Annotated in this window: 23 protein-coding genes; 2 read left to right on the forward strand and 21 right to left on the reverse strand. The window is 43.2% G+C overall.

Annotated features, from left to right (window positions below):
• Nucleotides 1-62: 62 nt before the first annotated feature.
• From racE to HOP45_RS13145, 9 genes are all read right to left on the reverse strand, one after another.
• Complete coding sequence (gene racE, locus HOP45_RS13105) at nucleotides 63-884, reverse strand: glutamate racemase (RefSeq protein ID WP_181349756.1); 822 nt, start codon at nucleotides 882-884, stop codon at nucleotides 63-65.
• 26 nt (nucleotides 885-910) lie between these two features.
• Nucleotides 911-1,369: a MarR family winged helix-turn-helix transcriptional regulator gene (locus HOP45_RS13110; RefSeq protein WP_181349757.1), complete on the reverse strand. Its 459-nt coding sequence runs from the start codon at nucleotides 1,367-1,369 to the stop codon at nucleotides 911-913.
• A 198-nt stretch (nucleotides 1,370-1,567) separates the two neighbouring features.
• Nucleotides 1,568-1,792, reverse strand: coding sequence for a helix-turn-helix domain-containing protein (locus HOP45_RS13115; RefSeq protein ID WP_181349758.1), 225 nt, complete (start codon nucleotides 1,790-1,792; stop codon nucleotides 1,568-1,570).
• A 95-nt stretch (nucleotides 1,793-1,887) separates the two neighbouring features.
• A complete protein-coding gene (locus HOP45_RS13120) occupies nucleotides 1,888-2,541 on the reverse strand; it encodes a response regulator transcription factor (RefSeq protein ID WP_181349759.1) in 654 nt (217 codons plus the stop codon).
• Nucleotides 2,538-4,862 carry a sensor histidine kinase gene (locus HOP45_RS13125; RefSeq protein ID WP_181349760.1) on the reverse strand — a complete coding sequence of 775 codons (2,325 nt, stop codon included), beginning with the start codon at nucleotides 4,860-4,862 and terminating at the stop codon, nucleotides 2,538-2,540. The genes HOP45_RS13120 and HOP45_RS13125 overlap by 4 nt, the downstream gene beginning before the upstream one ends.
• Nucleotides 4,863-4,955: 93 nt before the next feature.
• Nucleotides 4,956-5,438, reverse strand: coding sequence for an acyl-CoA thioesterase (locus HOP45_RS13130; RefSeq protein ID WP_181349961.1), 483 nt, complete (start codon nucleotides 5,436-5,438; stop codon nucleotides 4,956-4,958).
• 52 nt (nucleotides 5,439-5,490) lie between these two features.
• Nucleotides 5,491-6,267: a succinate dehydrogenase iron-sulfur subunit gene (gene sdhB, locus HOP45_RS13135; RefSeq protein WP_181349761.1), complete on the reverse strand. Its 777-nt coding sequence runs from the start codon at nucleotides 6,265-6,267 to the stop codon at nucleotides 5,491-5,493.
• Nucleotides 6,267-8,030, reverse strand: coding sequence for a succinate dehydrogenase flavoprotein subunit (gene sdhA / locus HOP45_RS13140; RefSeq protein WP_181349762.1), 1,764 nt, complete (start codon nucleotides 8,028-8,030; stop codon nucleotides 6,267-6,269). Before sdhA ends, sdhB begins: the two co-directional genes overlap by 1 nt.
• A gap of 54 nt (nucleotides 8,031-8,084) precedes the next feature.
• A complete protein-coding gene (locus HOP45_RS13145; RefSeq protein WP_181349763.1) occupies nucleotides 8,085-8,705 on the reverse strand; it encodes a succinate dehydrogenase cytochrome b558 subunit in 621 nt (206 codons plus the stop codon).
• A gap of 296 nt (nucleotides 8,706-9,001) precedes the next feature.
• Here HOP45_RS13145 and HOP45_RS13150 point away from each other — a divergent pair, with 296 nt between their 5' ends.
• Nucleotides 9,002-9,442: a YslB family protein gene (locus tag HOP45_RS13150; RefSeq protein ID WP_181349764.1), complete on the forward strand. Its 441-nt coding sequence runs from the start codon at nucleotides 9,002-9,004 to the stop codon at nucleotides 9,440-9,442.
• A 13-nt stretch (nucleotides 9,443-9,455) separates the two neighbouring features.
• On the opposite strand, the gene uvrC is transcribed toward HOP45_RS13150, so the two are convergent.
• The 12 genes from uvrC to zapA all read right to left on the reverse strand — a co-directional run bounded on the left by uvrC (nucleotide 9,456) and on the right by zapA (nucleotide 22,487).
• Nucleotides 9,456-11,249: an excinuclease ABC subunit UvrC gene (gene uvrC / locus HOP45_RS13155; protein ID WP_181349765.1), complete on the reverse strand. Its 1,794-nt coding sequence runs from the start codon at nucleotides 11,247-11,249 to the stop codon at nucleotides 9,456-9,458.
• A 116-nt stretch (nucleotides 11,250-11,365) separates the two neighbouring features.
• Nucleotides 11,366-11,680: a thioredoxin gene (gene trxA, locus HOP45_RS13160; RefSeq protein WP_181349766.1), complete on the reverse strand. Its 315-nt coding sequence runs from the start codon at nucleotides 11,678-11,680 to the stop codon at nucleotides 11,366-11,368.
• Nucleotides 11,681-11,819: 139 nt separating this feature from the next.
• Nucleotides 11,820-12,800, reverse strand: a complete 981-nt coding sequence (locus HOP45_RS13165; protein WP_181349767.1) for an electron transfer flavoprotein subunit alpha/FixB family protein — start codon at nucleotides 12,798-12,800, stop codon at nucleotides 11,820-11,822.
• Nucleotides 12,801-12,827: 27 nt separating this feature from the next.
• Nucleotides 12,828-13,601, reverse strand: coding sequence for an electron transfer flavoprotein subunit beta/FixA family protein (locus tag HOP45_RS13170; protein WP_181349768.1), 774 nt, complete (start codon nucleotides 13,599-13,601; stop codon nucleotides 12,828-12,830).
• Between the two features lie 18 nt (nucleotides 13,602-13,619).
• On the reverse strand, nucleotides 13,620-14,396 hold the full coding sequence (locus HOP45_RS13175; RefSeq protein ID WP_181349769.1) for an enoyl-CoA hydratase: 777 nt from the start codon (nucleotides 14,394-14,396) through the stop codon (nucleotides 13,620-13,622).
• 15 nt (nucleotides 14,397-14,411) lie between these two features.
• A complete protein-coding gene (locus tag HOP45_RS13180; RefSeq protein WP_181349770.1) occupies nucleotides 14,412-15,002 on the reverse strand; it encodes a fatty acid metabolism transcriptional regulator FadR in 591 nt (196 codons plus the stop codon).
• A gap of 87 nt (nucleotides 15,003-15,089) precedes the next feature.
• A complete protein-coding gene (locus tag HOP45_RS13185; RefSeq protein ID WP_181349771.1) occupies nucleotides 15,090-16,793 on the reverse strand; it encodes an AMP-binding protein in 1,704 nt (567 codons plus the stop codon).
• A gap of 241 nt (nucleotides 16,794-17,034) precedes the next feature.
• Complete coding sequence (locus HOP45_RS13190) at nucleotides 17,035-17,442, reverse strand: DUF350 domain-containing protein (protein ID WP_181349772.1); 408 nt, start codon at nucleotides 17,440-17,442, stop codon at nucleotides 17,035-17,037.
• A gap of 24 nt (nucleotides 17,443-17,466) precedes the next feature.
• Nucleotides 17,467-19,815, reverse strand: coding sequence for an endonuclease MutS2 (locus HOP45_RS13195; RefSeq protein ID WP_181349773.1), 2,349 nt, complete (start codon nucleotides 19,813-19,815; stop codon nucleotides 17,467-17,469).
• Between the two features lie 18 nt (nucleotides 19,816-19,833).
• Complete coding sequence (polX, locus tag HOP45_RS13200; RefSeq protein WP_181349774.1) at nucleotides 19,834-21,552, reverse strand: DNA polymerase/3'-5' exonuclease PolX; 1,719 nt, start codon at nucleotides 21,550-21,552, stop codon at nucleotides 19,834-19,836.
• Nucleotides 21,553-21,658: 106 nt separating this feature from the next.
• Nucleotides 21,659-22,207, reverse strand: a complete 549-nt coding sequence (locus HOP45_RS13205) for a CvpA family protein (protein WP_181349775.1) — start codon at nucleotides 22,205-22,207, stop codon at nucleotides 21,659-21,661.
• 4 nt (nucleotides 22,208-22,211) lie between these two features.
• Nucleotides 22,212-22,487, reverse strand: coding sequence for a cell division protein ZapA (gene zapA, locus HOP45_RS13210; RefSeq protein ID WP_181349776.1), 276 nt, complete (start codon nucleotides 22,485-22,487; stop codon nucleotides 22,212-22,214).
• A 242-nt stretch (nucleotides 22,488-22,729) separates the two neighbouring features.
• Here zapA and rnhC point away from each other — a divergent pair, with 242 nt between their 5' ends.
• Nucleotides 22,730-23,668 (forward strand): ribonuclease HIII, encoded by a 939-nt coding sequence (rnhC, locus tag HOP45_RS13215; RefSeq protein WP_181349777.1) that lies wholly within the window; start codon nucleotides 22,730-22,732, stop codon nucleotides 23,666-23,668.
• Nucleotides 23,669-23,710: the final 42 nt, after the last annotated feature.

The raw sequence follows: 23,710 nt of genomic DNA on the forward strand, positions 1-23,710 counted from the left end.
TATACGAGCCGCTAAGCTATTTAGACCAACCGTTTGCAGGAGAGCATAAAAATAACCGCACCTTAAGAAGTGCGGCTAGAGTTTAAGGATAATTCAATTTGTTTTAAAAAGGATACCGGCTCATTAAACCAGCCATTCGCTACTTTTTCGAACTTTTCAAGATCCCCTGTGCTGTAAAATTCGTGTTTGGGAGGGGTAGAGCCATTATACAATTGATCGTTATAAGCGAGAATAAAGCTTGCTTCTCTCGCTGTTTCCTCACCTGAACAAATCACTTGGATATGCTCGCCCATTTCCTGCTGGATCAAGTCTCGAATCAAAGGATAGTGCGTACAGCCTAAAATCAGTGTATCGATATGATTCTTTTCTTTTAACGGGCGCAGTGTATGGGCAACAATCTCTTCAGCCTCTGTCCCGTCAAACATACCGTCTTCCACCATAGGTACAAAAGCGGGACATGACAAATCGTTGACCTTGATTTGCTGGTCAATGGCTTTTAATGTATTCGGATAGGCTTGAGAACTGACAGTCCCCTCTGTTCCGATGACGCCAATGCGTTTATTGCGGCTGACCTTAATCGCCGCCCGCGCACCAGGTTCAATGACCCCAATAACTGGGATATCGAGTGTATCCTGGAGCTCATCCAATGTAAAAGCTGTCGCCGTATTACACGCTATGACAAGGAGTTTTATATCTTTATCTAAGAGATAATTGACCATCTGCCACGTGAAAGTTCTGACTTCTTCTTTTGGTCTCGGGCCATAAGGACAGCGCAATGTATCACCGAGATAAATCATGCGCTCTTTAGGAAGCTGTCTAATCAACTCCCTGGCCACCGTAAGTCCCCCTACCCCAGAATCAATGACACCTATAGGTTTTGACATGTATAATCCCTCTTTTTCTCTGTTGTCTAGTCTGTTTTATGGTCAGCATCCACCATTTTGTTATGAAGGAGGTTAAGGAGATTATTCAACGTTTCTACCTCTTCCTCTGATACTTCGCTTAACACATCATGCAAATAATCCTTGCGCTTCTCGATTACTTCATCGATGATTTCTTTCCCTTTATGCAAAGCATGTATTTGAACCACCCGACGATCATCGGGATCGCGGACACGCTCAACCAGTTGATTTTTTTCCATGCGGTCCACTAAGTCTGTGGTGGTGCTGCATGCCAGATGAATCTTATTTGAAAGCTCCCCTATCGTCATGTCGCCTGAGTCCATCAACCATTGCAAAGCCACAAACTGAGGAGCCGTAATCGGGTAATGGTGCAAGATTTCTCGACCCTTTTGTTTGATGATGCCTGATATGTAACGCAGTTCTTTCTCAACGTTGCCAATCTTAGATGGCGTTTGTGTATTGGACACCTTCAGCACTCCTATCACAATGTTTCGTTGTCTATCATTCTCGTGGTTTCCGGCGAAAAATTCAAGAAAAAACGTTTTAGGTCATCAAAAAACCCTTTCAGGATTCATAAGCCACTATAGCTCAACCTCCTTGAAAGGGTCAAAAATTGGCGGGAAGATCATGCGTTTTCGTCCACCATTCTCTAACAGGGACAAAATCTACAACTCAAGTTCCCCCATGCGAAGCAATTCGACGACTGCCTGCGACCGTCCTTTGACACCAAGTTTCTGCATCGCATTTGAAATATGATTGCGAACGGTCTTTTCAGATATAAATAATTCTTTGGCAATCTCTTTTGTAGTTTTATCCTGAACCAGAAGCTCAAACACTTCCCTCTCACGTTTGGTCAGAATCTGTTTCGGGCGATAGCCGTCCTCCTTCACAAATGTACCCCTCCTTGCTGTTCTGAACTGGCCAAAGGGGATTATCTAGTCAAGGTATCTTATGAGAAAACGGAGCCTTCTGTGCTTCTCTCACTTTAAGATTTTGATACAAGACCAAGCTCTTGTGCTTTAAATAACGCTTCCGTTCTGGATCTCACCCCTAATTTATTGAATATACCCGTCAATGTATATTCAACACTGCGCTGTGACATATGCAGACTATGCGCAATTTCGCGGTTCGTGAGACCGGAGGCCACTTCCTGAAGGATGGCCTGTTCTTTTTCATTTAACGACACCAGCGTCGTTCCTTCAGAGGCATCCTCATCAGAATTAGCACTTGCTTCGGAGCGCCGCAACTGTTTAAACAAATGGAGGGGGATGACGACCTCATCACGGAGGGCACATCGGATAGCGGTAACTAATTGTTCCTTCGAAGCCGTTTTACTTACAAACCCTGAAATATCTGCTTCCACAAGCATGTTGAAATGCGTGCTCAAATCAAAGCCTGTATAAATTAAAATAGTAAGATCCGGATAATTTTTCCTTAATTTTTTCGCCAGTTCAATCCCATTTATCCCTGGCATGTAAAGATCCAGAAGCAGGACATTAAAGTTATAGTGCTCAACCATCTCCTCGGTACGGGAACTCTCCTCGATCACTTCCACTTGTATATCGTTTTCTTGTTCAAGCATCGTTTTGGTTCCTTCACCCACTGCGGGATGATCATCGACAATTAATACGCGTTTCACGGAGACACCTCCCGGTAAATCACATGCGGAAAAATAATTTCAGCTGTAAACCCTTTTTGGTGGGCTGTTCTAATATCGATACTGCCATGTAGTCCATTGACACGCTGTTCAATGCCTGAAAGCCCGATATGGGAGAATAAATCCCGGCTTTCCGAGTAATCCATGCCAATTCCATTATCGGCATAATATAAACGGGTCATTTGATTATCATTCGACAACAGCAATGTCACAGTGTTCGCTTTCGAATGTTTCATAGCGTTCGATAATAATTCCTGTACAATACGGTATGTGGCTAACACATGTTCCTGATCCAGCTGAACGTCAAATTCATGATGGTGGAAATACACAGTGAAATTTGATCGTAATTGATATTGCTGAATCAAATTCTTCAATGATTGTACGAGTCCTAATTCTTCAATGAAAGCAGGTCTCAATTCATTACACGTTTCTCTTATTAAGTGAATACCATCTAACAAAGATTCCCTAAACCTTATCAGTTCTTCATGTAATGAGTCTGGCAGGTCAGACCGATTTTCTAACATGTCATCCATTCGCCGATACAAATACAATTGTTCTTGCAACACGGTATCATGAAGATCGATCGATAACTGTTTCCGCTGGTTTTCAGCGATTGAAAACAATAACCTCGAAAGCCAGGCGGGGTACCGTTGGGTGTGGTCATTCTTTAGCGTCTGCAATTCTTTCAACAGATCTTCAATCAAGTTCATATTCTCTATCGCGATATTCGCATTATGAGCAATGGTCTGGAGGTACAATTTTTCGTCACGATTCAACGTTGTAAAATCTTTTTTTCCTGAACACCACATCATGGTGACTTTAGATAAAGAATAGCCTACGACAACCCCAAAACCTTCAGTTGTTTCAATAACTGAGCCAATTTCAGGTTTACTCATTTCTAAGTCGTGAGTAAAATGATCTAAAATTTGAGTAGGGATCCGATCATAGACACAGTAAATATTGCGTTGATTATGTTTCGAGTAAATGTAGATCTCCCGGACATCGAGTACGTTTTTCACTTCGTTTCGCATGGTCTTCATTAAATCGACTGCGTTGGACTGCTGTTTCATATCTTGTGATAACCTATGCATACTTTCCTGATAACTGTATTTCGCAGCAAAAAGGTAACGCTGCAGTCTGAAATCCAAGGTTTCCTTTAAGGATAAGAAAATGATTAAGAGAAGGTGGACAGCTAAATAAATTTGAAACAACGTCAGCACCGTAAGGCCCGTATTTAAAACCATGGCGGTAATGGCGGTCATGACCACGCTTGGAATGGCAGAAATCAATGTATTATATCTGATCCGGCCCATCACAAACGTAATATCGATCAATTGCTCTCGTGTCACTAAATATAAGAATGTAACCGGCAGCGCAATCAAGAAGCACGCCACCACTTCGAGAGGCATAATGTAAAAGCCAAAGATGAGACTCGGAAGTAAATAAAACAGGACATACGGAATGAATGCAATGCCCATGCCAACATTGACATACTTGAAAATAGGACCGGACGAGGAATACTTATGCTGTTTGTATCCGCGAATAATAATCAAGAATAACGCTGAGATCAATCCTAATAAGGTGAGGGCCGGAACCGCTCTGAACCAACCTGGGTAACCAGGCTTCAACAAAAAGTATAATTCCAAAAGAGACATGCCAACAGCAATACCATAAAAAAGTTGGTACATACGCTTCGAAAACCAGTACACATTTAATTCAGCGAAGTATTTATACAAATAATGCGTGAGGAGAACTGGCGCAACTAAGAACATCGATGTATTTAAGAATGTGCCATATAAATCATTACGAATAGCGCCTGTATTGCTCATATAACCTAATGCAATCGTCAAAAAAAAGATGATTAATTGTTCGGATGAGTACCGACTTGGTACTTTTTTATAAAGCAAAGCCGCTATAGCAAGAATCCCCAGAAAAAATAGCCCGGGCACTACGATATATAGCAGCCAATGCTGCAGGCTCAACCCGCGTATATCTTGATAGATGAAGGTGTCATGACCTTCCTGAACAGTAAACGATGACACTCTTTCAAGTTCATGAAAGGCATTTACCGACATATGAGTATCAGGATCCTGACCATTTACCCTCACGAGCTCCGAGCCCAGCGGCACACCATGACTGTCTGCCCATCCGTTTGATTTTCTTTCTTCTATGAAATAATCTCCACTTTCGTATCTTAACTCAACCCCCATATAAGGAGACGTTACCGATAAAACCATCAGATAGACAATGGATGCCACAAAAAATAACAGTACGGCAATATGGCGGCTTTTTAAAGATTTCATGATAAGTTACTCCCTCAAAACGAAGGCGACGACAGCGCCCCCTTCTTTGAAATAATTTATTATATGGCTACTCTACAAACAGACCCTCTTATTTCAGGAACATTCGATTTGAACACGGGAGGCATCAAGGCGATGCTGGACTTCATGTGTCCATGGATATGGTTCACCTGTATCTGTGGAAATTTGCACCATGCGCCCTCTCCCGGTAAAAGCCAATGTTCCATTCTCTTTTGTTGCCAGATAATGAAGATCACATGAGGTGCGTCCAATCTGGTCGACCTTTACAAACAGCTTCAACTTCTCATCAAAGTAAACCTGTTGATGAAAATCACATTGCAAATCGGCGACGACCGGCATGACATGACTTTCATGTTGCAAGTCTGAAAATACCTGATGGTGTTTCAAAAAAGCGATCCGAGCTTCTTCAAAATAAATGAACGGAATCGTATTATTCATATGACCAAACATATCCGTTTCTGAGAACCGAACATGAACTGGAATAGTAAATTCAAACTCTTCTCTCCAATTTTTTTCATCATTTATGTAAGATACATGCTTCACAATTTCCCTCTCCATTTCCATTGAATATGTAAAAAGCCTCCCCATCATGGAGAGGCTCTCTCATTCCTTATGTGCGATTGTCACTTCCAAAGAAGCTTTTGAATGACTCGATGGCAGTGTCACGGTAAAGTGCAGCCAATGAGGTCGTCAGTGGAATCCCCTTCGGACATGATTCTACACAGTTCTGTGCGTTCCCGCACCCCATAATGCCTTCTTCATCCATTATGGTTTCCAGACGTTCACTCTTGTTCATTTCACCTGTTGGATGACTATTAAACAAGCGAACCTGAGACAGAGCGGCTGGACCAATGAAATCAGATTTGTCATTGACGTTCGGACAAGCTTCTAAACAAACACCGCACGTCATACATTTGGACAATTCATAAGCCCATTGGCGTTTGCTTTCGGCCATTTTTGGCCCTGGCCCTAAGTCGTGTGTGCCATCAATCGGAATCCAGCCTTTCACTTTTTTAAGTGAATCAAACATCCGGCTGCGATCAACGGCTAAATCCCTCGTAATTGGAAACGTCGTCATGGGAGCCAGGCGGATTGGCTGCTCAAGTTGATCGACTAGAGCCGTGCAAGATTGCCGAGCTTTGCCGTTGACATACATCGAGCAAGCCCCACAAACTTCTTCCAGGCAGTTCATATCCCAGAATACAGGAGACGTTTTCTCTCCATTAGCATTGACAGGGTTACGGCGAATCTCCATCAAACCTGAGATAACATTCATATTTTCTCGGTAGGGAAGTTCAAATGTCTCTTCATATGGTGCAGATTCAGGGTCGTCCTGTCGTGTGATGATGAACGTGACCGTCTTGTTCTGAGTTGCTGTGTCACTCATCATTTGTTACCCCCTTTACCTTTAGAGTAGTCGCGCTTCCGCGGTTCTATTAATGATGTATCTACATCTTCATACGTGAAAACAGGTTTGTTCTCGACTGGATCATATGACGCTAGAGTGGTTTTCAACCATTCTTCATCATTACGCTCAGGGTAATCGGGCTTATAATGGGCTCCGCGGCTTTCGTTACGGTTATAAGCTCCAAGTGTAATGACTCGAGCCAATTGTAACATATTCCACAATTGACGGGTAAACATCGCGCCTTGGTTCGTCCAACGGCTCGTATCGTTGATATTGATGCGCTTATACCGCTCCATCAATTCCTGTATCTTTTCGTCTGTTTTTAATAGATTTTCATTATCCCGGACAACTGTGACATAATCAGTCATCCACTCACCAAGTTCTTTATGGATTTGATATGCGTTCTCATCGCCATCCATATTCATGATTTCTTCGAATTTCTCTTCTTCTTCTTTTCGTTTACGATCGAATAACTCAGCACTCATATCGTCGGCCAGAGATTCGAGCCCTTCAATGTATTTCACGGCATTCGGACCTGCTTCCATTCCACCAAAAATGGACGAGAGCAGCGAATTTGCTCCTAAGCGGTTCGCCCCGTGCTGCGTATAGTCGCATTCACCCGCGGCAAAAACACCAGGGATATGCGTCATTTGATTATAATCAACATACATACCGCCCATTGAGTAGTGGACAGCCGGGAAAATTTTCATTGGTACTTTCCGTGGGTCTTCACCCACAAATTTTTCATAGATTTCTATGATTCCGCCCAATTTTACATCCAGTTCCTCAGAATCTTTGTGGGAAAGGTCGAGATAGACCATGTTTTCTCCGTTGATACCGAGTTTTTGATTCACACACACATCAAATATTTCACGTGTGGCAATATCTCTCGGAACAAGATTCCCGTACGCAGGGTATTTTTCCTCGAGGAAGTACCACGGCTCCCCATCTTTATAAGTCCAAACGCGACCACCTTCACCACGTGCGGACTCACTCATTAAGCGAAGCTTGTCATCCCCCGGGATAGCTGTCGGGTGAATTTGTATGAATTCTCCATTACCATAACGAACGCCTTGTTGATAAAGTGCACCTGCAGCCGAACCAGTATTGATCACCGAATTCGTTGATTTACCAAAGATAATCCCTGGGCCGCCTGTTGCCATAATAACAGCATCCGCTGGAAAGGATCTGACCTCATGGCTGTGCATGTCTTGTGCGACAACGCCACGGCCTATTCCGTCATCATCGACGATGGCAGATAGGAATTCCCAGCTTTCATATTTTGTTACAAGACCGTTCACCTCATGACGACGCACCTGTTCATCCAGGGCGTAGAGAAGCTGCTGTCCTGTGGTCGCACCAGCATAGGCAGTCCGGTGATGCTGTGTGCCTCCAAAACGTCTAAAATCAAGCAGCCCTTCTGGCGTTCGGTTGAACATTACCCCCATACGATCCAAGAGGTGAATGATGCTTGGTGCTGCATCACACATAGCTTTTACAGGCGGTTGGTTAGCAAGGAAGTCACCACCGTAAACTGTATCATCAAAGTGTTCCCAAGGGGAGTCCCCTTCCCCTTTTGTATTGACCGCTCCGTTAATACCACCTTGCGCGCAAACGGAGTGAGAACGTTTAACTGGAACTATAGAAAGTAAATCAACGTGCACGCCAGCCTCTGCAGCTTTGATCGTTGCCATCAAACCAGCCAGGCCGCCGCCGACAACAATAATATTTTTATCACTCATGATTCTAGCTCACCCCTTTAACCTTACTAATATAAAATGTCTGCTATAAATCGTTTAACTACCGTAAGCGAATTGAATAAGCGTTCTTACACCAACGTAAGAGATCGCCACAAATACAACTAAGGTAGCATACGTCAACAAACGCTGCGAACGAGGTGTAATCGTCAGACCCCAGCTTACGCAGAAAGACCACAAGCCATTCGAGAAGTGGAAAGTCGTTGAAACAACTCCAACTATGTAGAACCAAAAGAAAAACGGATCCGTCAATATACTTTCCATCAATTGATAATTAAGCTCGGACCAACCGAACCCAATAGCGATACGTGTTTCCCACACGTGCCAGGCAATAAAAATGAGCGTTATGACGCCTGTTAAACGCTGTAATAAGAACATCCAGTTCCTGAAATATCCATAATTCGACACGTTATAACGAGCTGTAAACGCAATATAAACACCATAGATTCCATGAAAGAGAATAGGAAGGAAAATGATGAAAATCTCCAGTACGAAGCGATAAGGCAAGCTCTCCATAAAATGAGCCGCCTGGTTGAATGCTTCCGGACCGCGTGTAGCAAAAAAGTTAACTGTCAAATGTTGAATCAGGAATATGCCGATTGGAACGACCCCAAGTAATGAATGAAGTCTTCTGTTAAAATACCCTCGAGTTCCTGCCATGTTTACCCCCCTCAAAAAATAACGTCTTATATGATGTACATTATCCAGACATTTAAGCGCTTTTAGCAAGCAGCCTAACAAAATCTTTTCTTGGAAAATCCCCCTCATTCCTCATAAACTGACAAATGTACATTTTGTGACACGTTTATTGTACTTCTATCATGTATGACCGTCAAGAAAACACCGTCATAAAAGTAGAGAAACTAATGGGTTTTTTTGGTTGATTATTTATTTTTCTTGGTTGCTTAATCTTGATTTTCACGCCATAATAATAAGTGTAGAAAGGACGGACAGCCATGAAGAATCAAAGCAACAGTCTTAATGAACAAGACTTACAATCTTTAGTCACAACAGGTGCCGGGTTCGATTTGCTCCGCTATTATACGCTGCCTGATTTTCTTGGAAATGAAGCGATGTTTGTGCTGTACTATATGGGCAAAAACATGGCGAGAAAATTCGGTATTTCTCATATGGATGACCTCATCCGCTTCTTTCAGTACTCAGGCTGGGGTGAACTAACAACTGTCAAAACAAAAAAGAAAGAAAGCTTATACGAAGTACACGGCCATGTTATTGAGAAAAGGCTGCAACAGTCGCTGGTAGAAGTCGATTTCCGTCTCGAAGCCGGCTTTATAGCAGAAGCTTTGCAACTGATGGATCCCCAACATACATATGAATGTGTCGAAGAGATTGACAAAAAAGCAAACAAAATATGGATCACGGCCATAAAGTCATGAGAGGAGCCTGCTCCTATTCTTGAGCAGGCTCCTCAGAATTATTCAAGTAACGTAAAATCTCTTCCGCTACAGGAAGCGGGATGCCCAAATTCGCAATATCCTGAGAGGCAGCTTGTTTAATTTCCGTTACGGATTTAAAGTGACGCAAAAGTAACCTTCTTCTTTTTTCACCGACCCCGGGGATATTATCCAATTCTGATTGGATCGCTCCTTTTCCACGTAACTGCCGATGAAAGGAGAGGGCAAACCTGTGCACCTCGTCCTGAATCCGCTGAACCAGATAAAATTCCTGGGAATTGCGATCCAATTCAACGGTCTGAGGAGGGTTCCCATACAAAAGTTCACTCGTCTTATGCTTGTCATCCTTCGCCAAACCGCACAATGGAATATCAAGCCCCAACTCATTTTCTAACACCTCAACAGCCGCACTCATCTGACCTTTCGCCCCATCTACCATGATAAGATCTGGAAGCGGAAGTTCATCTTTCAGCACGCGTTTGTATCTTCTGCGAATCACTTCACGCATTGTGTCGTAATCATCCGGCCCTTCAACCTCACGTATCTTGTATTTCCTATAGGCATTTTTATATGGTTTGCCATCAACGAACACAGCCATCGCAGAAACTGGATCGGTTCCTTGGATGTTTGAATTATCAAACGCCTCGATGCGATGGGGCGTCTCGATATTCAGTTGCTCACCCAATTTCTCGACTGCACGGATGGTCCGCTCTTCATCCTGTTCAATCAAAGCAAATTTTTCTTTAAGCGCAATGTCAGCGTTCTTCATGGCCAGCTCCACCAATTCTTTCTTCCTACCTCTTATAGGTGTGTGAACTTTGGTCTCAAGCAATTCTTCAAGGAGTTCCACATTCGTTGTAACTGGCACAAGAACTTGCTTAGGGTAGGGGTGATTCTGGTGAAGATAAAACCGACCAATATAGCTGTGGAACGTCTCTTCCGGGTCATCAAAAAACGGGAACAGGGCCACGTCACGCTCGATCAGCTTGCCTTGACGGACAAAGAAAACTTGGACACACATCCATCCTTTATCGTAAGCGTAACCGAAGATATCGCGGTCGACTTGATCATTCAGGGTCATTTTTTGCTGTTCCATAACCGATTCGATATGCTCAATTTGATCGCGAAGCTCTTTCGCCCGCTCAAAATCCATCTCTTCAGATGCTTCGTACATTCTTGTTTGTAAATCTTTTTTTATAGCTTTGTGGCCCCCATTTAAGAATGACGTAATGCTTTGAACAATATCCCGATTCGTCTCTTGGCTCACGGGAAATTCACATGGCCCAAGGCACTGGTTCATGTGATAATAAAGACACACACGATCAGGCATTGTATTACATTTTCTTAATGGATACAGACGATCAAGCAGCTTTTTCGTTTCTCGTGCTGCTATGACGTTGGGATAAGGGCCGAAATATTTACCTTTGTCTTTCTTTACATTTCGCGTAACGATGAGACGCGGCTGTTTTTCAGCTGTCACCTTTAAATACGGATACGTTTTGTCATCCTTCAACATGACATTGTATTTGGGGTCATACTTTTTTATCATGTTCATTTCCAGGATCAGTGCTTCAATTTCAGATGAGGTCACGATGTATTCAAAATCGATGATTTCCCGCACAAGACGCTGCGTTTTCCCATCGTGAGCGCCGGTAAAATAGGAGCGGACTCTGTTTTTTAATACTTTCGACTTACCTACATATATAATAGTGCCGTTCTTATCTTTCATTAAGTAGCAACCAGGCTGATCGGGAAGAACAGACAATTTTTCTTTTATCTGTTGATTCAAGATTGCTTCACTCCATGTTTTAGTGTTTAAAAGCCGATTTACCATTTATTCAACAGAAAGCCGCGTTACGATGTAACGCGGCTTTCTGTCATCACTTTTACCACATGACGATTTCATTAAGAATGCTTATTGATCAACTCTACTAGCGCTTCTTTAGGTTGAAAACCAACCACTTGATCGACGACCTTGCCATCCTTGAACAAGAGCAGGGTCGGGATGCTCATGACACCATGTTTTCCTGCGGTATCCTGATTTTCATCTACATCAAGCTTAACGATTTTGACTTGATCGCTCATTTCTTCATCCAGTTCTTCTAGAACTGGTGCTATCATTTTACAAGGGCCGCACCACGGTGCCCAAAAATCAGCAAGGACTAACCCTTGATTGGTTTCTTCAGCAAAGTTTTGGTCGCTAGCTTTAACAATTGACATATATTATTCCTCCTCGTTCATTTTCAAATTCTGATAAGAGTATATCACTTAATATTTTTAGTGGCTAATACTTTGTTTATACCACGAACTGCCTTGAGATTAAACAAAAGTGCCGGGTAGCCCCAGCACTTTTTTCGGTCTATGCATTTACGTTTGCTTGCTTGATTTCTTCAATCAACTTCGGCACGACATCAAACAAATCTCCTACAATACCGTAATCGGCGACATTAAAAATATTTGCTTCCGGATCTTTATTTATTGCAACGATGACCTTGGAATTGGACATGCCGGCTAAGTGCTGTATGGCTCCAGAAATGCCACAGGCGATATATAAATCGGGTGTGACCACTTTACCTGTCTGACCAATTTGCAATGAATAATCACAATAACCTGCGTCACAAGCACCACGCGAAGCTCCAACTGTGCCGCCAAGCGCATTGGCCAATTGTTCCAACGGCTCAAAGCCCTCAGAACTTTTCACCCCGCGGCCACCCGCAACAATGACTTTAGCTTCAGACAAATCGACACCTTCCGAAGATTTCCGAATGATATCGGTTACAATCGTACGCAGATCGTTTATGGCAACATCACTACTGGATACCTCACCAGAGCGGGATTCATCACGTTCCAAAGAAGCAATGTTGTTTGGCCGGATCGTAATAAAGGTCAACCCGTCTGTGATTACTTTTTTCTCGAAAGCTTTCCCGGAGTAAATTGGGCGGGTAAATACTATCTCGCCGCCATCTGTATCAATTTCAGTTACATCAGAAATGAGTCCGGACTCAAGTCTGCTGGCGATTTTAGGCGTGATATCTTTACCAATAGAGGTATGCCCCATGACAATCCCCTCAGGAGACTCGTTATCGATGACCGCCTGTACCGCCTGGCCATATCCTTCCGGCGTATATGTCTTCAATTTTTCATCTGAGACAGTGACAACACGGTCAGCGCCTTGATAAATCATCTCCTGACCTAAACTTTCAAGATTGCCGTCTCCACACAAAACGCCGACAATTTCGCCCCCACCGCCGATTTTGCTGGCTGCCGCAATGGCTTCAAACGTTACATTGCGCAGTGCGCCTTCTCTCGCTTCACCAATGACTAACATTTTTTTACTCATAGCGATTCTCCTTTCAAGCGATCTATTCTACAGTACTTTTGCTTCGGTTTTTAATAAGGATACAAGCTCCTTTACCTGCTCATCGGACTCACCTTCGAGCACTTTACCAGCTTCTTTTTCTGGAGGTAAAAAGATTTCAGTCGTTCTGGATTTTTGTTCGACGTCATCTTCTTCCAAATCGAGATCATCCAATTCTAATTCTTCCAAAGGCTTTTTCTTTGCTTTCATAATGCCGGGTAAGGAAGGATAACGTGGTTCATTGAGCCCTTGTTGACAGGTTACGAGTAACGGTAGAGATGTTTCAATTTTCTCTACATCCCCCTCAACATCCCGTTCAATATTGACATTTTCGCCATCGACTTTAATATCAGTGATCGTCGTGATACATGGAATGTCCAGTCGTTCTGCAAGTCTCGGGCCTACTTGACCGCTTGCTTCATCAATCGCTACATTCCCCGCCAAAATGATATCGGCTTCTTTGTCCGCAAAGAAAGCCTCCAGAATTTTAACGGTCGTATACTGATCGCCTTCCTCAAGGTCGTCTTCGGTATTGATCAACACCGATTTGTCTGCTCCCATCGCAAGCGCAGTCCGGAGTTGTTTTTCGGAGTCTTCCTCTCCAACGGTTACCACCGTGACTTCGCCTCCATGCTCATCGCGAAGATTAATGGCTTCTTCCACGGCATATTCATCATAAGGGTTGATGATGTATTCTGCTCCATCATCTTCAATCTGGCCGTTTTTAATTACAATCTTCTCTTCAGTGTCAAACGTACGTTTCAATAAGACAAAAATGTTCATATGGTTCTGCCTCCTATTCTATTGATCCTTAAACGCTGGTTTTCTTTTTTCTATAAAGGCCTGGACACCCTCTTTAGCATCTTCAGTTCCAAAAATCGCAGCAAAGGCGTCACCTTCAGCTGAAACCCCTTCCTCATACTGAGCATTATGACTGTAAGGAATAAGTTGCATCACTTTATGAATGGAAGGTCCGCTCTTGGCACTCGCTTTACGAGCAAACTGCCCTGCCGATTCAAAAAGCTCGCCCTCCCCTTCAAAATAACGCGTAGCCAGACCAGCTTCTACTGCTTCCTTGCCGGTGATGGGCTCAGCAGACAAAATCATTTCATAAGCTTTGGCCGCCCCTACATAACGTGGCAAACGTTGTGTTCCTGCAAAACCTGGGATGATGCCGAGCGAAAGCTCTGGTAAGCCTAGCGTTGCATCAGCTGTCACGTATCGAAGATGACACGCCATAGCAAGTTCCAAACCTCCACCCAAAGCGGCACCATGGATGGCGGCAATTACAGGAATATGGAATCGTTCAAGTCGATCAAATAAACGCTGCCCTTTTGCAGCTAACATTTTGTAATCGGATTCATTTTGAAGCGAAGTAAATTCTTTAATATCAGCGCCAGCTGAAAAGAATTTACCTTCCCCTCGTATGACTACCGCCTTGACAGATGAATCGTTTTCAATTTCATCCAGGCGCCCTGCTAAATCAGACAGCAATGTGCTTGATAATGCGTTAGCTGGAGGGCTTTGAATGGTGAACGTTGCGACATTTTCATCAATTGTGTAAGTAATCGTACTCATGTATCTTCCGCTCCCTTATACAGTGTTGCGAGCCAGGCCATTCACCAGCATTCTATGCACCTCAGCAGATTGTTTCACCAAGTTATAGCGTTCATCCTTCATCACCCAATTGGTAACCGTCTCGTCCATGGTACCGAAAATCATCTGTCGGACAAGCCTCCGGTCGAGATCATCCCGAAAAATCTGCTCATCAATGCCTTCTTGAACAATAGCATCAATAACAGCAAGGTAACGTTTGAGCACATCATTAATCTTTTGTCTGAGCTCTTTATTGGATTGTCGCAGCTCAAGCTGGGTGACGATAGCAAGATGGTGATCAGCTGAAAGCTGGCTAAAATGCATGTCAATCAAACTGCGTAGTTTGTCACTGGCATTGTCCTGTGCCGTGGTCTCCTCTTCAATTTTTTCCACGAATTGCCCCATCTTGTTCTGAAACAACGAAACCAGAATATCCTCTTTGTTCTTAAAGTAAAGATAAATCGTTCCATCAGCCACTCCCGCTTTTTTTGCTATCCTGGAAACCTGCGAGGAGTGGTATCCATTTTCAGCAATCACTTCGACAGCGGCATCAATGATTTGCTTGTATTTCGGCTTATTTTTCTTCATGTAAGGTCTCCTCTGCTCCATGTCGCGAAAATGAATGAACAATCATTCATAGTTTATTTTACACACAGGTTTTCTGACTGTCAACAATTAGACGGGCTCTTTTTCCGACTGTTTTTTCTTTTCTTCATCAACGAGGGCACGTCGAAGAATTTTCCCGACAGCCGTCTTAGGCAGTTCGTTTCTGAATTCATACTTGCGCGGCACTTTATACGCAGCCATATTTTTTCGGCAAAACGCATCAAGCTCTTCCTCAGAAATCTCATGATCCTGCCTCTTGACGATGTATGCTTTGACCGTTTCACCACGATATGGATCGGGGATGCCTGCCACCACTACTTCCTGAATGGCATCAAGCTCGTATAAGACCTCTTCTACTTCACGAGGATAAATATTGAAACCCCCAGCAATAATCATGTCTTTTTTTCGATCAACGACATAAAAGTAACCGTCTTCATCCATATATCCGATATCTCCTGTACGGAACCATCCATCCTCACTTAACACGTCTGCCGTATCATCTTCACGGTTCCAGTAACCCTTCATGACCTGCGGGCCTTTAATAGCGATCTCTCCAATCTCTCCTATCACTGCCGTATCATTGTCTTCTAAATTGACGATCTTGGCATCTGTGTCAGGATAAGGGATACCGATGCTTCCACTCACGCGTTTGCCCCAAACAAGATTGGAATGTGTAACCGGCGATGTTTCGGTTAAACCGTAGCCTTCTACGAGTTTGCCACCCGTGACTTTTTCGAATTTTTCCTGAACGTCCACCGGCAATGGAGCAGAGCCGCTTAAACATGCTTCTATTGAGGAAAGGTCGTAGTTTTTGAGTTTAGGATGGTTGAGCAATGCAATATAAATCGTCGGTGCCCCGGGAAATAATGTTGGCTTCTGTTTATCAATCGTTTTCAGGACATCAATCGGTTCAAACTTGGGAAGCAGGATCATCTTAGTGCCCATCATAACAGAAAGGTTCATCACTGCCGTCATTCCGTACACATGGAAAAATGGCAGAATGCCCAACACACTCTGTTCACCTTTCTTGGACTTATACAGCCAATTATTAGCCATCTGGGTATTGGCCACGAGGTTATAGTGCGTGAGCATTACCCCTTTTGGATAACCTGTCGTTCCACCCGTATATTGCAATAAAGCCAGATCTTCCATCGGGTCGATATCCACTGGTGTAAAATCTCCACTTGAATGTTGTAAAATATGATGCCATAAATGCGTATCATGGGATTGCTCCGGCTTCACAACCATAGCATATTGTCTTTTTTGTATGATGGGGTACAGAAGGTTTTTGGGGAAGGGTAAATAATCTTTAATGCCTGTAATAATGACGTGCTCCAGTTCGGTCTCGCTTTTAACGCTTGCCACTTTAGGATATAAAATATCAAGGCAGACAATCATTTTGGCTCCGGAGTCATTCAGCTGATAAGCTAACTCCCTTTCCATATAGAGCGGATTGGTTTGAACAACGATCCCTCCAGCCATTAAGACACCGTAATAAGCTATAACGGACTGGGGCGTATTTGGCAGCATAATGGCAACACGATCTCCTTTATTAAGGCCAAGCTGCTGCACATATTCCGCGAACTGTTTCGTCTCGTAAAGCACTTCACTGTATGTCATTTCCTTCCCCATAAAATGAAGCGCTTTCACATCAGCGTATACGTCACCACTTTCAATTAAATACTGGTGTAGCGGTTTTTGATCATATTCGAATGAGGGTGCAATTTCCACGGGATATTGTTTGTGCCATGGACGGTCAAATGCCTTGGTCATCAAAACGCCTCCTTCAGTTTCGTTACTTTTATTATACCGATTTATTCACGAAATAGAAAATACAATTTCTAATTTTTTGAATATTGTTAAGGCGATTATAGGACAAATGACCTTTATACCGTCCATTATACAGACAAAATCAATAAAATAATAAATAAATGATACCAGTCACCACGAACAAAACTGCTATAACACCAAGAATTTTTGCTAACGTTTCCAAAACCTCACCTGCTAACCTGTATTAAATGATATTCGCCCCGATAACATAAGAAAGACCAATCGAAATAACAAGCGATATAAAGCCGACCGCCCGATTATCCTGTTTAATTTCATCATCAATTTTAAAGGAGGGTGTTAAAAATTCAAAGATAAAGTACCCGAACAATAATAACAAAAAGCCGAATAACCCCCAGCCCATCGTTTCGATGATGGAGTCATTATGTTCAATGGAAAATCGGAAAATATTGGCGATACCGAATATTTTACCGCCAGTCGCCAGGGCCACTGCCATATTCCCGTTCTTGATTTCTTTCCAATTGTTATACGTTGTAACAAGTTCAAATATCGCCATAAATAAAACAAGACATAAGACGACCACACTATAGCGAGCGGCAGCCTCGACTAAAACGTTTTCCCAAAACCCTGTCATAACGTCCCCTCCAAAAAATCTGATCTAACGTAGTTCCAAGATTGTGACACCACTACCGCCTTCATTCATACCGCCGGCCCGGTACGTATCCACTGAGCGATGCGTTTTGGCAAAATTTTGTACCCCGGTTCTAAGGGCGCCGCTCCCTTTTCCATGAATAATTGATACGCGTGGATACCCTGCCAGTACAGCATCATCCACATATTTTTCCAAATGATTCAGAGCTTCCTCGTATCGTTCACCGCGTAAGTCCAATTCTGTTTTCACGTGATGGCTTTTTCCTTTCACCGTAGCCATCGGCCTTTCTTGAACAGGCTGTTCGGACTGTATAAATTCGATGTCTTTTCGTTTTGCTTTTACTTTCATCACACCAACTTGGACGTGATATTCTTTTGCACTTACTTTTTCAATGATCGTACCATTTTGATTGAGCGTAAGCAATTTCACTTCATCGCCAGGTTTTAGTTCTTTGGATTCTGCGCTTGTCTGTACAGATTTGGTCTTACTTTGATGTTGTGTCAACGCCGGTTGTGCTTCATCGAGCTGTTTACGAGCCTCAATCCACTCATGCTCTTTCAACCCCGTATCATGTTTCATTTGGCGCAGTTCGTTTACGATATCCTCGGCATCCTGACGTGCTTTCTGCAGAGATTTCTCCGCTTTTTGCTCCGCTTTTTCATATAATTTCTCTTTTTGGTGTTCAAATTGATCCCATTGTTTCTTTAATTGATTGCGAAGTTCTTCTGCTTCTTCTAATAGCTCCTCAGCATGTTCATAGTCTCGTTCAGCTTCACGTTTTGACTGTTCAAGTGAAGCGATCATATTCTCGACACTTTCAGAATCTCTGCCCACATGTTGTTTAGCAGAAGTAATGACACTTTCATCCAGCCCGAGTCGCCTTGATATTTCAAAGGCATTACTCCGCCCCGGCACGCCAATAAGCAAACGATAGGTGGGCTTTAACGTATCAATATCGAATTCTACTGACGCATTCGTGACCTCGTTACGATTATAGCCGTAAGCTTTTAATTCTGGATAGTGGGTCGTAGCAATCACACGCGCATGTCGACTGACCACTTCGTCTAAAATGGACATGGCAAGAGCTGCCCCTTCTTGAGGATCTGTCCCCGCCCCCAGTTCATCAAATAAAACGAGCGACTTATCGTCGACACGCGAAAGGATATCTACAATGTTCGTCATATGTGACGAAAAGGTACTCAAACTTTGTTCAATGGACTGTTCGTCGCCAATATCAGCGAAGACATTTTCAAAAACCGCCATTTCCAGCCCGTCCATTGCAGGAATTTGTAATCCGGACTGCGCCATCAGCGTACAGAGGCCTACCATTTTCAACGTGACGGTTTTCCCCCCGGTATTCGGTCCTGTAATGACAATCGACGTATAGTCTTTTCCGAGCTCAACGTCGTTTGGGACCACTTCTTCGGCTGCGATCAAAGGGTGACGCGCTTGTCTCATATTGATGACCCCATGATCATTCATCGTCGGTTTAGAGGCTTTCATGGTCTGAGCCAGTTTAGCCCGCGCAAACATGAAATCAATATGCCCTAAACGTTTCACATTTTCATACAAATACGTTTCATCAGCCGCTATCGCTTCCGATAATTCCTTTAATATTTTCTCGATTTCATTCTTTTCCTGAACTTTTGATTCCTGCAATTGGTTATTCAAATCGACGATCGCTTGCGGTTCAATAAACAATGTAGCACCACTGGAGGATTGATCATGGACGATCCCGCCGATGGCACTTCTATATTCTTGTTTCACAGGTAGAACATAGCGTTCATTGCGGATCGTCACGATAGCATCCGATAACATCTTAGACTTTGATTTTGTATAGGCATCCATTTTATCTCGAATTCGACTTTCATATGTCCGAATCCGAGAACGTATTGAACGCAGTTGAGATGAGGCCCCGTCCATGACGACCCCATGATCATCAATGCAATTTCGGATATGCCGTTCTAATTCATTGAGCGAAACAATATTGCCCGCCAGCTCACGCAACATAGGCATCTCAGGCTCTTCGGCATCTTCAATGAATCGCTTCAGCTGTTTCCCACCATAGATTGTACTCGCAATCTCGAGGCACTCGTACGGACTTAATATCCCCCCGATCGTTGTCCGCTTCAGACTCGGTTTAATATCAACAATGCCGCCAAGTGGCGCTTGTCCTTTGAGACGCAGAACATGAGCAGCTTCGTCAGTTTCGGCCTGCCAAAGTTGGACTTCCTGCAAGTCTGTTGAAGGACGTAATGCCTTCACCTGTTCACTCCCGAGGGAGGTTGCCGTCTGTTGGCTAAGTCGTTCAATAATTTTCTTATATTCTAAAACATCCAGGATGCGTGAGTCCATTCGTGCTATTCTCCTTTATCACTTATGATCATTGAAAAGCTTCATAAGGTCGTTCTTATTCCACGTATTGATTACGGTCTCCTTTTCCAGCCACCCTTTCCTGGCTGTGCCGACCCCTATTTTCATATGATCAAGCATGGCATAGTTATGAGCGTCTGTATTAACAGCCAGACGAACACCGTTATTCTGGGCTTCTCGCACCCATTCCCAACTTAAATCAAGCCGGTTCGGGTTGGCGTTCAATTCTAATACAGTCCCGGTCTTTGAAGCTTTGTTTATCAGTTCTTCATGATCGACCCGATACCCTTCACGTCTGCCAATTAGGCGTCCGCTTGGGTGAGCAATCATGGTCACGTAAGGATTTTCTAAAGCAGCATTGAGGCGTGCCATGATTTTCTCCTGAGATTGATTAAAACTTGAATGAATCGATGCGATGACAAAATCCATTTCAGATAGGAATTGGTCGGAAAAGTCGAGCGTAGCATCAGGCCGTATATCCATTTCAATTCCCGCAAATATATGAAAATTGTTCATCTCTTGATTGAGTTTATCAATCTCCTTACGCTGTTTGCGCAGCCGTTCTTCATTTAAACCATTGGCTACCTGCAGATATTTGGAATGATCCGTAATCGCGATGTAATCATACCCATGTTCTTGAGCACGAAGCGCCATTTCTTTTATTGATTGTGCGCCATCACTCCATGTTGAGTGCATATGAAGGTCACCGCGAATATCAGACAGTTCGATTAAGGGAACGCTCTCCTTGAAGTATTCTAACTCACCTTGATTCTCCCGTACTTCCGGAGGTATATAGTTCAAGCCGAAATGCTTATAAAACGCTTCTTCACTCGAACTTGTCATAACTTCTTCACTTTCGATATGCTCGATGCCATACTCGTTAATTTTCTCATTCTGTTCTTTTGCCAGCTGCCGCATCGCTACATTGTGATCTTTGGAACCTGTAAAATGATGAAGCGCATTATAATACTCATCAGGGTGAACAATACGGAAATCCACATTGATATCATAACCTTCTTCAATAACCACCGATACTTTCGTCTCTCCTGAGGCGATTATATCTTTGATATCAGGGTATTCCAAAAGGGCATCTCTCGTCGCTTCACCTTCTTTTGAAGCTATAATGAAGTCAATATCTTTAATCGTTTCTTTCATTCTTCTCAGACTGCCTGCCCGGGAAAAGCGCTTAATCGCAGTTATTGTGTCCAGATGGGCTTCAATTTTTTCCGCTAACGGCAGCATAACCGCTATCGGCAGTCTTTCAGGCCGTGCACCGGCCTCCTCAAGTGCTTTTAGGATTTTTTCGGCTGATTTCTTGCCGAACCCACTCAAGGCCTCGGCATCACCCTTTTCACATGCTTCTTTCAACGTCTGAGCATCCTTCACTCCAAGTTCTTGATACAATTTAGAAAGCTTTTTGCCACCAAGCCCCGGAAGGTCAAGTAAAGGAATCAAACCTTTCGGGATCTCTTCCTGGAGCTGAGCAAGCGTGTCTGAGCTCCCATTCTCGATATACTCTTCAATGACAGACGCTGTACCTTGACCAATTCCGCTGATCTCAGTAAAGTCGTCCATTTCGTCAAGAGAGCGATCATCTTGCTCTAAAGCTTGGGCCGCTTTGCGGTAAGCTGACGTTCTAAAAGCGTTCTCACCTTTCAGTTCCATATAGACGGCAACTTTCTCCAACAGCTGAATCACTTGTTTTTTATCAATTGACATGATGGACATCAACTCCTGTCTATAAAAGTACGCGTGCTTAAATCAATTTTGCTGCATCTGACAAAGGGCACAACTAAAGAAAAAACTTCTCTTGGATCAGAGAAGTTTACAGGATCGCACCCACATGTTCAATCCACATTGCTTTTAATTGCGCAGAAAACACCGGGGTATGTTCAATGATCAACTGGCCAAGGAACGATCCATCTACCGCATTTTGAATCATCGCCATAGGGACCAAAGCACCGATATAAAGCAAGACGAATAGGATCAAATAATTCTCAACAAAACCTAATATGGCGCCAAGCAAACCATTGACTGTACTTAAAATCGGTAATTCAGAAACAAAATCAAGCATGGATGCAATGATATGCAATATGATCTTCACGCCAAAAAATAGGATGGCAAATGCAATAGCATTATAGAATGCTTGCTCCAACGGTAATGACTCTAGAAACAAAGCCCACGTTTGGCCTTCGGGCAGTTCAGGATAAGGAATCCAGAGTTTTAACTTCGGCGCTAAATCATCGTAGTATAAAACAGCAACAATAAAAGCTGCAATAAAACCAATGAGATGAAACAATTGTAAAATGAACCCTCTGCGTAATCCGTTTAATATTCCAATGACTAATATGATAATGATTAGTAAATCAAGCATGACGTTACCGGTCCTCTTCCTCTTTCTTTTTTATATAGTCGAGCAGTTCTGAATACTCTTCTTTCAGCTTTATGTAATCATTCATTGTGTTTACAGCTGAAAGCACAGCTAACTTTGCTGTGTCTAATCTTGGGTTGGCCTCATGGATTTCGCTCATCTTTTGATCGACAAGACTGGCCACCATACGGATATGATGAGGTTCTTCTTGACCGATAATTGTATAAGAACGGTTATGAATTTCTACCGTGATTCGTTTTTTATCTTCATCAGATCGGGCCATGTCCATACCCCCCTCAATTCTAAATCCTAAACTTAATATTAACACGAAGTTTTACAATAGTGAAAGCAATCCGATTAATAATAGAAATTGTTCGTAAACTCCCTCTCCTCTGCTATAATAAAACCACTACAACGGCTCTGTTAAATTTCAGGTTTGATTATATTTCAGGTTCTTAAGCCTTTCGTCATCTTGCCTCAGTATTGATATACTTAACAGACCCATAGTAATAGAAAGGAAGACTTATGTCACAAGTTGTACTGCAGTTAAATAAGCAAACCATCCAAAAAATGAAATCCCATTACGCTAAACAATCAAAGGCTAAAATCCCTCCTGGGGCTGCATTTGCAGCTAAAACGGATGATTGTTCGATTACCGCATACCAATCTGGAAAAGTTTTATTCCAAGGAAAAAACCCTCACCAGGAAGCTGAACGTTGGGGCAAGCCGGCACATCCTAAGGGTGAGAGTAACCAAAAGCAGAGCGCCTCCTCTCAACATTCTAAACAACCACCCGCCTGGTTATTCACCAGTTCTCACGCAGGATCAGACGAAGCCGGCACAGGCGATTTCTTCGGCCCTATAACCGTCGCTGCTGTCTATCTCAAACACGATCAACTTGCGTATTTGAAAGAAGCAGGGGTCAAAGATTCCAAGCACTTAAGCGACCAGCAAATCAAACAACTTGTTAAGAAAATAGTTCATATGAAAATCCCTTATACGCTGCTTAAACTTAACAATAAAAAATACAACGAGCTGCAAGCAAGTGGATGGACACAGGGTAAAATGAAAACCATGCTTCACCATCGTGCCCTTGATGGCTTATTAGAGAAGATTGCACCAGATCGACCTGATGGCATTTTGATTGACCAATTTTCTCAGCCTGAGGTTTATCAAAAACATCTGAAAAGTGAAGGGAAAACATTGCAAGAGGACGTTTACTTCATGACTAAAGCTGAAAGCTATTCGCTGGCTGTAGCTTCAGCATCGATCTTAGCCAGGTCGAGTTTTGTAAAAGCGATGGATGATATAGCTGAAGCCACTGGTCTTCCCATCCCTAAAGGAGCTTCCTCGAGTGTTGACCAGGCAGCGGCCCAAGTAATCGAAACATATGGCGAAGCTAAACTTGATGAGATTGCTAAGACTCATTTCAGTACCACTTCCAAAGCTAGAAAATTACTATGAACCTTGAGAGCCCCTGGACGATTTCGTTAGAAGTCATCCGGG

Source organism: Thalassobacillus sp. CUG 92003, assembly GCF_013618635.1.
Classification (GTDB): domain Bacteria; phylum Bacillota; class Bacilli; order Bacillales; family Halobacillaceae; genus CUG-92003.

What these genes read in the sequence shown, in the direction of transcription:
- racE (WP_181349756.1), bottom strand. Translation starts at nt 884, where the DNA reads ATGTCAAAACCTATAGGTGTCATTGATTCTGGGGTAGGGGGACTTACG.
- HOP45_RS13125 (WP_181349760.1), bottom strand. Translation starts at nt 4,862, where the DNA reads ATGAAATCTTTAAAAAGCCGCCATATTGCCGTACTGTTATTTTTTGTG.
- HOP45_RS13130 (WP_181349961.1), bottom strand. Translation starts at nt 5,438, where the DNA reads ATGGAGAGGGAAATTGTGAAGCATGTATCTTACATAAATGATGAAAAA.
- sdhB (WP_181349761.1), bottom strand. Translation starts at nt 6,267, where the DNA reads ATGAGTGACACAGCAACTCAGAACAAGACGGTCACGTTCATCATCACA.
- sdhA (WP_181349762.1), bottom strand. Translation starts at nt 8,030, where the DNA reads ATGAGTGATAAAAATATTATTGTTGTCGGCGGCGGCCTGGCTGGTTTG.
- HOP45_RS13145 (WP_181349763.1), bottom strand. Translation starts at nt 8,705, where the DNA reads ATGGCAGGAACTCGAGGGTATTTTAACAGAAGACTTCATTCATTACTT.
- HOP45_RS13150 (WP_181349764.1), top strand. Translation starts at nt 9,002, where the DNA reads ATGAAGAATCAAAGCAACAGTCTTAATGAACAAGACTTACAATCTTTA.
- trxA (WP_181349766.1), bottom strand. Translation starts at nt 11,680, where the DNA reads ATGTCAATTGTTAAAGCTAGCGACCAAAACTTTGCTGAAGAAACCAAT.
- HOP45_RS13165 (WP_181349767.1), bottom strand. Translation starts at nt 12,800, where the DNA reads ATGAGTAAAAAAATGTTAGTCATTGGTGAAGCGAGAGAAGGCGCACTG.
- HOP45_RS13170 (WP_181349768.1), bottom strand. Translation starts at nt 13,601, where the DNA reads ATGAACATTTTTGTCTTATTGAAACGTACGTTTGACACTGAAGAGAAG.
- HOP45_RS13175 (WP_181349769.1), bottom strand. Translation starts at nt 14,396, where the DNA reads ATGAGTACGATTACTTACACAATTGATGAAAATGTCGCAACGTTCACC.
- HOP45_RS13180 (WP_181349770.1), bottom strand. Translation starts at nt 15,002, where the DNA reads ATGAAGAAAAATAAGCCGAAATACAAGCAAATCATTGATGCCGCTGTC.
- HOP45_RS13185 (WP_181349771.1), bottom strand. Translation starts at nt 16,793, where the DNA reads ATGACCAAGGCATTTGACCGTCCATGGCACAAACAATATCCCGTGGAA.
- HOP45_RS13190 (WP_181349772.1), bottom strand. Translation starts at nt 17,442, where the DNA reads ATGACAGGGTTTTGGGAAAACGTTTTAGTCGAGGCTGCCGCTCGCTAT.
- HOP45_RS13195 (WP_181349773.1), bottom strand. Translation starts at nt 19,815, where the DNA reads ATGGACTCACGCATCCTGGATGTTTTAGAATATAAGAAAATTATTGAA.
- polX (WP_181349774.1), bottom strand. Translation starts at nt 21,552, where the DNA reads ATGTCAATTGATAAAAAACAAGTGATTCAGCTGTTGGAGAAAGTTGCC.
- HOP45_RS13205 (WP_181349775.1), bottom strand. Translation starts at nt 22,207, where the DNA reads ATGCTTGATTTACTAATCATTATCATATTAGTCATTGGAATATTAAAC.
- zapA (WP_181349776.1), bottom strand. Translation starts at nt 22,487, where the DNA reads ATGGCCCGATCTGATGAAGATAAAAAACGAATCACGGTAGAAATTCAT.
- rnhC (WP_181349777.1), top strand. Translation starts at nt 22,730, where the DNA reads ATGTCACAAGTTGTACTGCAGTTAAATAAGCAAACCATCCAAAAAATG.